At 63.9% G+C, this 12,399-nt stretch carries 10 protein-coding genes; 7 read left to right on the top strand and 3 right to left on the bottom strand.

Translation table 11 applies throughout. The features are described 5' to 3' along the window. Positions 1-721: 721 nt before the first annotated feature. Entirely contained in the window at positions 722-988 is a 267-nt protein-coding gene (locus OPIT5_13170; protein ID AHF91020.1) for a DNA-binding protein, read from the bottom strand. Positions 989-1,093: 105 nt separating this feature from the next. On the opposite strand from OPIT5_13170, the gene OPIT5_13165 reads away from it, so the two are divergent. The 5 genes from OPIT5_13165 to OPIT5_13145 all read left to right on the top strand — a co-directional run bounded on the left by OPIT5_13165 (position 1,094) and on the right by OPIT5_13145 (position 5,947). Further along, positions 1,094-1,990, top strand: coding sequence for a hypothetical protein (locus tag OPIT5_13165; GenBank protein ID AHF91019.1), 897 nt, complete (start codon positions 1,094-1,096; stop codon positions 1,988-1,990). A 47-nt stretch (positions 1,991-2,037) separates the two neighbouring features. Continuing rightward, positions 2,038-3,963 carry a hypothetical protein gene (locus tag OPIT5_13160; protein AHF91018.1) on the top strand — a complete coding sequence of 642 codons (1,926 nt, stop codon included), beginning with the start codon at positions 2,038-2,040 and terminating at the stop codon, positions 3,961-3,963. Further along, positions 3,960-4,709, top strand: a complete 750-nt coding sequence (locus tag OPIT5_13155) for a hypothetical protein (GenBank protein ID AHF91017.1) — start codon at positions 3,960-3,962, stop codon at positions 4,707-4,709. Before OPIT5_13160 ends, OPIT5_13155 begins: the two co-directional genes overlap by 4 nt. A gap of 70 nt (positions 4,710-4,779) precedes the next feature. Continuing rightward, entirely contained in the window at positions 4,780-5,199 is a 420-nt protein-coding gene (locus OPIT5_13150; protein AHF91016.1) for a DoxX family protein, read from the top strand. Between the two features lie 349 nt (positions 5,200-5,548). Further along, positions 5,549-5,947 carry a hypothetical protein gene (locus OPIT5_13145; protein AHF91015.1) on the top strand — a complete coding sequence of 133 codons (399 nt, stop codon included), beginning with the start codon at positions 5,549-5,551 and terminating at the stop codon, positions 5,945-5,947. A gap of 57 nt (positions 5,948-6,004) precedes the next feature. Here OPIT5_13145 and OPIT5_13140 read toward each other — a convergent pair whose 3' ends face one another. Further along, complete coding sequence (locus tag OPIT5_13140; GenBank protein ID AHF91014.1) at positions 6,005-6,958, bottom strand: NADP-dependent aryl-alcohol dehydrogenase; 954 nt, start codon at positions 6,956-6,958, stop codon at positions 6,005-6,007. A 61-nt stretch (positions 6,959-7,019) separates the two neighbouring features. Then, complete coding sequence (locus tag OPIT5_13135) at positions 7,020-7,538, bottom strand: hypothetical protein (GenBank protein ID AHF91013.1); 519 nt, start codon at positions 7,536-7,538, stop codon at positions 7,020-7,022. A 462-nt stretch (positions 7,539-8,000) separates the two neighbouring features. Between OPIT5_13135 and OPIT5_13130 the strand changes: the two genes are divergently transcribed. Both OPIT5_13130 and OPIT5_13125 read left to right on the top strand, forming a co-directional pair. Continuing rightward, positions 8,001-9,938: a sulfite reductase gene (locus OPIT5_13130; GenBank protein ID AHF91012.1), complete on the top strand. Its 1,938-nt coding sequence runs from the start codon at positions 8,001-8,003 to the stop codon at positions 9,936-9,938. Positions 9,939-10,211: 273 nt separating this feature from the next. Next, a complete protein-coding gene (locus tag OPIT5_13125) occupies positions 10,212-12,176 on the top strand; it encodes a glycoside hydrolase family 20 (GenBank protein ID AHF91011.1) in 1,965 nt (654 codons plus the stop codon). Positions 12,177-12,399: the final 223 nt, after the last annotated feature.

Genomic DNA, 12,399 nt, shown 5'->3' with positions numbered 1-12,399 from the left:
AGCAAAAATATTGGCCGGTTTGATGTCTCGATGAACGATCCGATGGTCACGCCACAGCGCCTGAATCGCTGAGACCAAGCAATGAAGCAAACACCTTACCTCTTTTTCGACGGGCCGTTTTTCTGCCCCCCTCCTTATCGCCAGAATTCTTGAGCAAAGGTCGCTGCCATTCAGAAGTTCCTCGGTGTAAGCAAAGCAGGGATAACCGGATATCGTGACAGCATGAGGAGGTATTTTTCCCATCTTAACCACAAATGGACTGGTGCACTTTCTCAGAATCTCTGTCTCCCGCTGCACCCGTCCCAATTCCTGCTGATAAATTGCCTCTTTTTCTTCTGTATCTCGTAAATTAGGTAACCGCACCACTTTTAGCACCTCGTCTGGAGAATTGTCGGAATGAGCAACACGATAGACAGACTTGTAACTGCCAGCCGCCATAAAATTAAAGCCAGCCAAGCCAGAAAATACCGGGGCAAGCAAATCAGCAGAGAATTGAGACGGTGTCATAATCTATGATCTGATTTGTTTCGATAAGTGGACTTCACGTGTTTTTCAAGTAATCAATTCCATAAATAAGGTCATCGAAATTTCCAATCCCGCGTACTCGACCTTCAATCGTAATTACGATGCTTCGTGAAAGCCGCCATCCTGCGAATTGGCATTTCGCCAGCGACGATAGTTCGAGGCCGTGGCTAATTCTGCTTCTGCCTCAATCCGCTTTTCAACGACCAGCGGATCTCAGCGCACGGAGAAAAGTGGCAAAAAGCTTTTCGGGTTTTTGTCCCATTGCCTCGGCAAGACGGACAAATTCGACGACATCGATTCGCCGCTCCCCTTGTTCGATTTTTGCGATCACGGACTGCTCCCATCCGCATGGCTTGGCGACCTCGGTTTGATTCAGGCCCAAGCGCTTTCTCTCCTCACGAAGCACTTGGCGGAGCACGTCGTTTTCGAAGCTGAACAAGGATTTGACAGGAGACTCGGGCACTTAGCCGGGAAGCTTACCTGAGTTATTAAAATATCCTAAAATCGGATATTTTTCATTGACCAAAACCCTCTCTTTTCCGAGAAATGCAATCCACCTGACAATCTCATGAAACCAACCCTCACCTACCCATTCACCGGCGCTGCGCGCGCCGTGATTTGTCTCGCCTTCGCCGTCTCGGCGCAGGCTCTCGTCGCCCAGACGGTGCTCGTCCAGAGTGCCGTAGCCTGGTGGTCCTTCGACGGGGCCACCACCGGCACGAACGGCCGTAACCTAACGGCCGTCAGCACCTCGACGAGCGGACTGACACCGGTCGTCGATGTCGATTACGTGACCGTTTCCGGCCTGCCGGGGCTCGCCACCGGCAGCCAAGCCGTAAAATTCAACGGCAGCACGGTGTTGAAAACCAATGACCCGGCCCTCCGCATCGGCGGCGCGCAGACCTTCTGGCTGCGCGTCAGCCTTGGCGACGTATCGGGGACGATCACACTGATGAGCCGGAGCCGGGCGAACAACGGACAGCGGGGCATTTCACTGCAACTCGCCAATGGACGGCTGGTCGCTTACGTGTCGTCGGACGGACAAGCTTACGAAGCGCAGTTGTCGGACTCGCAATCGACAGCCCTGAGCGCGAACACCTGGTATGATATCTCCCTGCGCTTCGATCCGTCAAAAAGTCTGAGGATCGACCTGTACGATCCAACCACGGGCTCGTTGCTCGATACGCTGGAAACCACGTCCGGCATCCCGGCCTCGATTTCCACGACCAACAGCATCGGAGCCGGTTATTTCCAGATCGGCGGGATTAACAACGGCAGTTCGGGCAGCGCGTGGGCGGTGCCGGCCGGAACACTGATCGAAGCCGCCGGAGTCTGGAACCGCGTGCTCACGAACGAAGAAATCATGAGTCTCTCGGCGATTCCCGAACCTGCCGCGGCCTCGCTCGTTGCCGGGCTCTGCGTGCTGGCCGGCTGCCTGGCGCTGCGCCGCCGGCACACTCATTGAACGCATTCCACCGGCCCCACTCCAGTTCATCCAAACCCTCAACGTTTATGACTCCTCTCTGTTGCCTCTTTTTTCGTCCTAAATCGTTTCCCGCGATCGTTGCCGCTGCCGTCTGGCTGTGGCCCCTCTGCGCAGGCGGGGCCGTGTATTACGTCCATGGTTCCGCAGGCTCGAACGCACGCGACGGCCTCTCGCCGGAACACGCGGTAGCGACGATCCAGGAGGCGGCCGGACGAGCCACGCCGAGCGATCGCATCATGGTGGCGCGGGGCGTGTATTATGGACCGGTCGAGCTGAAGCTCAAGGGCACGGCCGAAAGGCCCATCATGTTGCAGGCCGAGGACGGCAGTCGTAATGCCGTCATCATTACGAATGCCAACCATGCCATCCGCGAAGGGCGCAGCCGCTGGGAACTCGTGGACGCGAACCTGGGCCTCTGGCGCACGCCGCTGGACAGCGTCACCTGCCGGGTGCTCTATTCGGGAACGGATTTGCAACCTTACAGCACACTGGAGGGGCTGCGGACGTTTGTGGTGGCGAACGGACAACCGGGACCAGCCCACGGCTATTTTTACGATACGGAGACCCGGCAGCTCTATGTGCGGCTGCACGCTTCGGGCAAATACGGCCCATCCGATCCCGCGCAGCATGTGATGAGCGCAGGTCCGCGCACCGGCAACGGGCACGCGGGGACGAGCTATAATGGTCCCACCTTCTTCAATCTCGGCCTGATGGAGCGCGGAGACATTCACGTCATCGTGGACGGTTTTACCTTCGAGACACCGGGCTTTTCCGGTGTGCACGCCAACGGCAGCCATGTCACCGTGCGCAACAGCTGGTTCCTCGGCTGCCGGGCGGGCGTGACCGGACGGAAGGAGTCACCGGATCCGCGAGAAACCTCCAACCACATCACGGTGGAGAACTGCGACTACACGCAGTATCCGGCCTTCGACGACATGATGGAAATCATCCGTGAACGGCGTCCGACGGAAGGCGCGCCAAAATACCCGCTCTACTGGTGGTCGCGCAAGGGCGGCGGAGCGGGCAGCAACCGGACCTACGAAACCGGCATCTGCGGTCTGGTGGGCAGCGACTGGACGGTGCGCCACAACCGGGTGCACGACGCCTTCGAGGGCTTGTCCACGTGGTCGGTCCGGTGGAGCAAGGGGATGCGTATCCACGACAACGTTTTCGAGCGGCTGGTGGACAACGCGATCGAGATGGAGGATCACGCGGAGGACATGCGGATCTGGCGTAACCTGATTGCCGATACGGTGGAGCCGCTTTCGTGGCAGCCGCTCGGCGGCGAACCGTGGCCCGGGCCGGTGTATGTTTACAAAAATGTCATTCGTAACGACGAGGCGTTCAATCGCCTGATCGCGGAATCCTCGGGACACCGCCCGGGCTGGTTCAAGGCCGGAGTGAGCGGACAGAACTGGACCGCTCCGTGGAACAAGGAACGCATGCGTGATGTGCCGCGAGATTCGGTGCGTGCTCCCGGCGCGGGGGTGGTGATGTTCAACAACACGGTGCTTTTCCCCGGCGGTCATTTTCTGACCGTGGTGCAGCCGCACAGCCGGCTTTTCGAAAATTTCCATTTCATCAACAACATCAGCGTGGCGCAGGCGTTCGCCGGACAGGCCGGCTATCGTGCCCCGAAAATGGTTTTCCGCAACAACGTGTGGATAAACGCGCCTGCAGAAGCCGGCAAGGCAAGCGGGGGTGAAGCATTCGCCGGCGAAGGCGGCACGACACTCGCAGCACCGCTTCCGGACATGGCGCTGGCCGTCGGCGATTTTCTCGCCGATGAAAAGGGACCGGCGTTCGGCAAGGGTGTCGCCGTGCCGGAAGCCGCAGCCGTTTTGCCCGGTGCCGAAACGATCACGAACATCGGCGCGATCCCACTGGGGCGCCAGTGGAGCCCGCCGGCTGTCGGGCCGCAAACCAGCGAAGGAAAGGCGGTGCAACCATGACCCCGCACGTTTTCGTGATCGAACTGCATAGTGCCCGTCACCGGGCATTCACGCTCATCGAGTTGCTGACGGTGATCGCCATCATCGGAATCCTCGCCGCACTGTCCTTCGCAGGATTCTCGCAAGTACGGCGCCTGGCTGACCAGACGAAGTGTGCGGCCAATCTGCGAGGCCTCGCCACCGCCGGATTGCTGTGGATCAACGATCATAAGGGCAACATGCCTGATGCGATGTTCTGGCGTCATCCGAGCCAGAGCCACGACGGGTCGTTTCTGCCGTATCTGGGTTACACGGACGGACAGGGCGCCACCCCGGACACGCCAACGCTCATGTCGTGTCCGGCTTCGTTCAAGGACGTCGGACCAAACCCGGACTGGAATCGCGGCTACTCCATCAACATCTATGCCTGCCGGACGGAAAACAACCAGTGGCCGCCGGTCTCTCCTTTCAGCCGGCACGCCACCAATATCCAGCAAATCGCCCAGCCGTCCGTCATGGCGTTTCTCATGGATGCCAATTTCTTCGCCGACGGCACCGCTGAGCGAAAGGTTTCCAACGTCACGGTTGCGGACAGCAGTTCGCTCTGGAAACAGCGCGGAGTCGCCGGGTTTTACGCCGGACACGGAGGCAAGGCCAACGTGGCATTTCTCGACGGACATCTCCGGGCCGTGGACCCGCTGAAAGATTTTCCGAAAGGCACCGCAGACGAAAGACGACTGCATCCCTTCTGGGGTAGCCTGAAGTGACAATACCGGACGGGAACCGGTACATTCCCCGCCCGGTTGCGCGGCGCGTGCGGCCGGTTAGCGTGGCTCGATGAGCAAGCCGTTCCCGTCTCTCACCGACGCGTCACTCGCCCACGGCCTCGCCCGGCTGGGGCTGGGCATCAACATCGCCCTGCACGGGTGGACGCGCATTCCGAAGTTTTCGGCATTCTCCTCCGGGTTGCAGGAGCAGTTCGCCGGCTCGCCGCTGCCCGGACCGCTCGTGCATGTCGCGGCTTACGGCATCGTCACCGCCGAGTCGGTGCTCGGCCTGCTGCTCCTGCTCGGCCTCTGGCTGCGCTTCGCCCTCGCGGCGGGCGCGCTGCTCATCTGCACGCTGCTGTTCGGCGTGTGCCTCATCCAGAACTGGAACGCCGCCGGCTCGCAAATGGTTTACCTCGCGTTCTTCACCGGCCTGCTCGCCACCGCCTCGCACGATCGCCTGTCGCTCGATGCGTGGCGGAAACGCTGACGGCGGTTTTTTTCACGGAAGTGAACCGCTAAAGAACGCTAAAATCCGCTAGAGCGGTTCAGATAAAGCTGTAGTCGTTTTTTAACCACGGATTTTACCGATTATCACGGATTCAAACCATGCCTTGCCGCTTCCTTCTTATCCGTGAAAATCCGTGCAATCCGTGGTTCTGTTTTCAGGATCCTGTACGGCTACAATTTTTAAAAAAATGCTCTAAAAGGGAAAGAACCTCAAGGGATTGGTTTTAGCGGTCCTTAGCGTATTTTAGCGGTTTCCCTCCTGTCTTGTTCAAAATCCATCGCAAAGGCTCACCCCCTTCAACCCGTCACCATCCATCCGATCCGCCATCATGAAAATTCTCCTCTCCTCCCTGCTCATCGCCTTCACGTTCCTCCTGCCGCTGCCGACCCGGGCGGGCGAGGCGGAAAAACCGTCCGATGCGATCCTCCTCACGATCTTTCTCAAACACGACCAGGGGAAAAACCTCGCCGAGATCCAGCAGATCCAGCGCGAGCAGGGGTTCTTCAAGACCTTCCCGCCGGCAGGCACGAAGATCGTCACGTGGCACGTGGTCATGGGCATCGGCCAGGTCGTCACCCTGGAAGTGCCGGCCGCGAAGCTGCGCGAGGTCAACGTCGCCCTCGAAAAGACGGCGTGGAAAGCCTTCCGCACCGAATATTATCCGACCTACGACCTGTATCCGGTCATTAAAGACCAGCTCGCCAACGCCGAAAAGACAGAACGATGAAAGCTGCCATGAAACGACGCACGTTTCTGAAACCGGGAGCGCTGCTCCCGGAGGCGGTCAGGCGCTGGCGGAGTCCAGCGCGGCGATATCCGCGGGCGTGAGTTTCAGCGAGGCGGCCCGGGCAAAACTCGTCACCTGCTCGCGGCGGGTGGCGCTGGCAATGGGCGCGGTAACACCTTCGCGGGCGATCAGCCAGGCGAGCGCGACCTCGGCGGGTTTGGCATCGTGGCGGGCGGCGATGTCGTCGAGCACCTTGAGGATGGCGGCGCCGCGGTCGGTCAGGTATTTGGCGATGCCCTCGCCGCGCTTGCTCTGGCCGAGATCGGCCTTCGAGCGGTATTTGCCGGAGAGGAAACCCGAGGCCAGACTGTAGTAGGTGACGACGCCGATGTTTTCCCGGATGCACAGGTCGCGCAGCGGACCGTCGTAAGAAGGGCGGTCGTAGAGGTTGTATTCGGGCTGGAGCACCTGGTAGGGCGGCAGGGATTTTTCGCGGGCCACCTCGAGCGATTCGGCGAGCTGGGCGGCGTTGAGATTGGAGGCGCCAATGGCGCGCACCTTGCCGGCCCTGAGGAGTTTTTCGTAGGCGCCGAGCGTTTCCGCGAAGGGCGTGGCAGGGTCGGGAAAATGCGAGAAATAGAGGTCGATCCGGTCGACGCCGAGGCGGGCGAGGGATTCGTCCGCAGCCTGGAGGATCCATTTTTCGGAGAGTCCCTTCTTGCCCGGCACGCCGAGATCGAGGCCGACCTTGGTAAAAATGTGCACCTTGTCGCGCAGCCCGGGTCGCGCCTTGAGCCAGCGGCCGATGATCGTCTCCGACTCGCCGCCCTTGTTGCCGGGCGCCCAGACGGAGTAGTAGTCGGCGGTGTCGATGGCGTTGAAGCCGTGATCGACGAACGCGTCGAGCACGTCGAAGCTCGTCTTTTCGTCGATCGTCCAGCCGAAGACATTGCCTCCGAAAACGATCGGCGCGATGTGCAGGCCGGTTTTTCCAAGGGGTCGTTTTTCCATGATGAAGATGTGGTTCGTTGGGTCTTTTTTACGGATACGCAACGGATGTGCCCTGCCGGTGTCAGCGGGATTTTTCCGCCGCGGGCAGTTTCCACTCGCGCGCGAGCGGACCGTCCGGACCGAAGACGGGATCGCCCGAAGGCAGCGGCACGGCCGCGATGCGCCCGTCGGCGGCCGGGCGCTCGCCGGGCTCGCCGCGCAGCAGGTCGGCGCTCTGGCCGTCCGGATAACCGCCCACGACATGAAAATCGGGACTGCTGCCGAGATTCTGGTGCCCCACGCCGGCCGGGATCACGATGACGTCGCCGGCCCTGACCTCGAACACCTCGCCGGCGTCGTGTCCCAGGCGGATGCGCGCGCTGCCGCGGTAAACGCCGAGGACTTCGTGCGCGGTGCTGTGGTAATGCGGGAAAGGATACACGCCGTAGCGCCAGGCCGGCCGCCAGCCGTTGCGCCGGAACAGCGCCTCGATGGCGCCCGCATCGGCCGGCACGGCCCCGGCGTAGACGAGCAGCGGCAGGCGGGGATTGTTGGGGATGGCGCCGGCATCCGGAAACAGGCGGGCTTGCGGTGTGGTCATGGCAGCGGATGCGGGGAGGCTGGCGGGGGCGGCTGGATCGCGGCCGGCCACGAGCCGGGCGGAAGGGGGCGGGAGTTGCGGAGCAGGCTTTTCCCCCGGCACGGCGCCGGACAGAAGACCGGCAAGCAATCCTGCCGGCAGACTCGCTGTTCCCATCGAAAGCCGCATGGACTCACGCTGTGCAGGACAGGAAACCGCGGCAAGCGAGGCGGGCTTTTTTCCGACCCCGCGGGAAAACCGGCTGGAGACTCCGGAGTCACAACCCGCTTTTTATCTTCCTGTTACCTCTTAATAACCACAATCATTAGTAAATAACCTGACAAACTAAAATCCACTTGCGCCGGCGTCGCGGTTTCGACAGATTGTCAAATCCGACAATACTGACTTCACGACCCACGCGCTTCCGCGCCTCTCTCTGCCACCCACGACGACCACCGACCGACCCGACCTGACCGCACACTCATGAGCAACGATCCTACGGCCACGACTTCCGCCACCCGCGGCGCCGACCGGCCTTTTCCCGCCAATCCCGCCAACCCGGCCGCTTCCGCCTCTGCCGCCAGCAGCGCCACTCCGGCCGCCCCGACAGAGACAGCAAAACCTCCTTCCGCCAACGAGGGCATCAAGACCGCGTCCAATTACCTGCGCGGCACCATCGCCGAGGACGTCCTCAACACCTCCACCGGCGCCTTCATGCCCGACAACGCCCAGCTCATCAAATTCCACGGCTTCTACGAGCAGGACGACCGCGACCAGCGCCTCGCCCTGCGCAAGGCCGGCAAGGAGCGCGCCTACTCCGTGATGCTCCGCGTGCGCCTCCCCGGCGGCCGTTGCACGCCCGAACAGTGGCGCATCCTCGACGACCTCTCGCTCAAGGTCGCCGGCAAGCACACCCTGCGACTCACCACGCGCCAGACGTTCCAGTTTTACGGCATTCTCAAGGGCGACGTCCGCAAGCTGATCCAGGGCCTCCACAAGGCGCTCCTCGACTCCATCGCGGCCTGCGGCGACGTGAACCGCAATGTCATGGCGCCGCCCAATCCCGAGCGCCACCCGGCCCTCCAGGAAGTTTACGAGCACGCGAAAGCGTGGAGCGAATTCGCGCTCCCCCGCACCCGCGCCTACCACGAAATCTGGATCGACGACGAACTCGTCGCCGGCGGCGAACCGAAGGCCGAACTCCCCCCCTCCCCCGCCGCCACCGCGTATCCCGAATACGCCGGCATCGCCGGGACGAAGGACGGCGAGGAGCCGCTCTACGGCGCCACCTACCTGCCGCGCAAGTTCAAGGTCGGCTTCGCCATCCCGCCTTCCAACGACGTCGACGTGTTTTCGCAGGACCTCGGCTTCATCGCCATCCTCGAGAACGACAAGCTCGTCGGTTACAACGTCACCGTGGGCGGCGGCATGGGCATGAGTCACGGCAACGAGGCCACCTTCCCGCGCCTCGCCGATCTCATCGGCTTCATCACGCCCGACCAGCTCAAGCGCATCGGCGCCGCCGTGCTCACCACGCAGCGCGACTACGGCGACCGCACCAACCGCCGCCATGCCCGCCTCAAGTACACGATCGAGGATCGCGGCATCGCCTGGTTCAAGGCCGAGGTCGAAAAACGCTCCGGCGTCACGCTCGCGCCCGCGCGCCCCTTCGAATTCACCACCATCCAGGATCCGCACGGCTGGCACGCTTGCGCCGACGGCACCTGGTTCTACGGGCTCCATCTCCTCAGCGGCCGCATCGAGGACCGGGAAAACTGGCCCATGCAGACGGCCCTGCGCGAGATCGCGCAAATCCACACCGGCGATTTCCGGCTCACACCTTCGCAGAACCTCACCCTCTCCGGCGTCACCGTGGAGCAGAAGCTGCGCATCGAGGCGATCCTGCAAAAGCACGGGCTCTCCCGCGAGAACACGCAGAGCGCGCTCCGCCTCAACGCCCTCTCCTGCGTGGCGCTCCCGACGTGCCCGCTGGCGCTTTCCGAAAGCGAGCGCGAGCTGCCCGCTATTCTGGAAAAATTCCAGCCCGTCTTCGACGCCGCCGGCCTGCGCGACCAGCCCGTGAGTATCCGCGTGACCGGCTGCCCCAACGGCTGCGCCCGCCCCTATCTCGCCGAGATCGCCCTCGTCGGCAAGGCGCCGGGCAAGTACGCCGTGTACCTGGGTGGCAACTACACCGGCCGCCGCCTCAACCGGCTGGTATCGGCGAGTTCGACGGTCGATGACGCCGTGAAGCTGCTCACGCCGGTGATCGAGCGTTACGCCGCCGAACGCGGCGAAGGCGAAGGGTTCGGGGATTTCTGCGACCGCGTGATTCTCCCGGCCGACGCCACCCTCCACAAGGTCGGCTCCCGCCCGCTGACGCCCGCGCCGGCCGCCGCCGTCGCCGCTGCGGCCACGTAATACCTTGCGCAGGGGCGCACGTGAAAAGCGGACATGCATCCCGGAGTGGCACGGGCTTCCAGCCCGTGGGATTGCGTGACATGGCCATCCTTGGCCATGTGTCCGGAATCATGGGCTGGAAGCCCATGCCACGGCGCAGGGGCAACGCTCACGGGCTGGAAGCCCGTGCCACTCCGGAGTCTGTCCCGTTTTTGAGATGCGCCCTTCGTCGCTGTTTCCGTTCTTTTGCCTGGTTGCCAGTCACGGCAAAAGTGGCAGAGATCGGCGGCACACATGCTCCGCGCCTTCCAATGGGATCTCGCCCGCCAGGTCGAACGGCTCGACCACCTGCTCGCGCTTTTGCCCCGCTATGCCGACTGGGGTTACCACGAGCTGTACCTGCACCTGGAGGATGCCGTGGATTACCCGTCGTTGCCCGGCATCGCCCGTGCCGACGCGTACGCCTGGCGCGATCTTGAAAAACTCGTCGCCGCCGCCACCCGCGCCGGCATCCGCGTCGTGCCGATCGTCAATCTGCTCGGTCACACGCAGTACCTTATAAAACACTCCGCATGGCGCGACCTCAACGAACTGCGCGCCGCCGACGGTTCGCCGCTCCCTGCCGGGCAGATCTGCCCGCTCCATCCACGCACACCGGAAGTGGCGGAAAAACTCCTGCGCGACGTCGCCCCGTTCTGCACGGCGGGCAAGGTGCATGCGGGGCTCGACGAGTCGTTTTCACTCGGCCGCCATCCGCTGTCGCGCGCCGAGATCGCCGAAATCGGGCTGGCCGCGCACTTCGCCCGCCACGTCGGGCGGCTGCACACGATCGCCGGCCGGCACGCGCTGCGCCTGGTCATCTGGGCCGACATGCTCGCTCTCCTGCCCGAAGCCATCCCGCTGCTCCCGCGCGGCATCGCCGCCTGCGACTGGTATTATTACCCCTTCCCGCGCGTCCCGCGCCTGGAGCTGCGCAACTTTGCCGGCTACGACCTCGTGCCCGCCCTCGCCGCGCAGGGCATCGGCTACTGGGCGTGTCCGATGAACGGCGCGTTTCGCTTCGAGCCCGCGCCCGTTTACGGCGAACGGCTCGCCAACATCCATGCCTGGTGGCAACGCACCCGGCGCACCCGGGCGGAGGGTTTTCTGGTCACGTCCTGGGAGGCGTACCGGCTCGCCCTGGAAACCACCACGCTCGTCGACGCCGCCGCCGCCGGGCTCTGGCTCGAACCCGACGCCGACGACGACCCGCTCGCGCTCCTCGCCCGCGGCTGCCGCCGCCTTTACGGGACCGGCGCCGCCGCGGCCGCCGCCACCGCGCGCGCCCTCATCGCCGGCGACGCCCGCGCCTTCGCCGGTTATGCGCGCTGGGAAATCAACACGCGCTGGGATGTGCTTGCGCGCCGCGAAAGCCCGAAACCGCACGAACAGGCGGAGCGGTTTTTCCGCCGCCAGGCCGCGCCCGCGCACCCGGCGACAGAAAAACGCTCGCCCGCGCTGCGCGCCACGGCCGCGTTCCAGGCATACATCGCCGCCCGCGACGCCTTCGTGCGCCGCGCCGGGCTGGCCGTCTTTCGCCTGCGCCGGCAGCACGCCGCCGGCCACGACTGCGCTCCGCTCGCCCTGGCCCTGCTCGCCGGCTGCGACGCCTTTGCCCGCGCGCTCCGCGCCGGCCGCGCCGCCGCCCGCGCGATGTGGGACGCCAGCCGCGAGCCGTCGCTCTACGAAAGCAGCCAGAACCACGCCATCCTCGACGCCGACGCCCGCCGCCTCGCCGCCTGGCGCCGCTGGCTCCGCGCCGCCCTGCGCAACCCCGCCCGCGTCCATGCAGCCAGCCCCGTCTGCGGGGCGTGGCAATTGCAGTTCACCGTGCACAACTTTGCGCCCGCCCTGCAAAAAATCATCGTCGAGCAACAGCAATCCGACGGCTCCTGGCAGGAGTTGCACAGCCGGTTCACGATCGAGTTTCGCGCCGCTGCCGCGCGGCCGCGCACGCGGATCGCCCGCGAGTTTGGCGCGCCCGTCCCGGCCGCGTCCGTCTCCGCGCCGCTGCGGATCGCCCTGCGAGGGCTCGGCCAGGTGCGGATCGGCAACATCGTCTTGACTGACGGTGTCGCCACGCGCCGCCCGTCCGCACCGCCCGCGGCCGCGCGTCCCCTGCTCGGCCGCCCCGCTCCTGCCGCCGGCTGGCCGGTGCTCGACTGGCAGCACAATGCCGACGCGCTCCCGCTGGTCTTCGGCCCGGTCGGCGGCCTGTAAGCGCCGGCACCGGGTGCATCCGCCGCGCGTAGCTGCGAACGTAAGTTCGGTAACTGTTTAGCGACGACGGCGTGTGACGGAGCGGCGGCATGGCAAGCTGTCGGCCTTCGGCCTCGGTACTTGCCGCCGCTCCGTCGCTCAACGGATACCAAGTTCGCAGATCGCAAGTCGCCGACATCCAAGCCCTGCGAACTTGCGTTCGCAGCCACGGGCCCGTAATCGC

The organism is Opitutaceae bacterium TAV5, assembly GCA_000242935.3.
Taxonomy (GTDB): domain Bacteria; phylum Verrucomicrobiota; class Verrucomicrobiia; order Opitutales; family Opitutaceae; genus Geminisphaera.
Note: the sequence above shows the minus strand (reverse complement) of the source record. Positions and strands in the feature narration are given on the sequence as shown.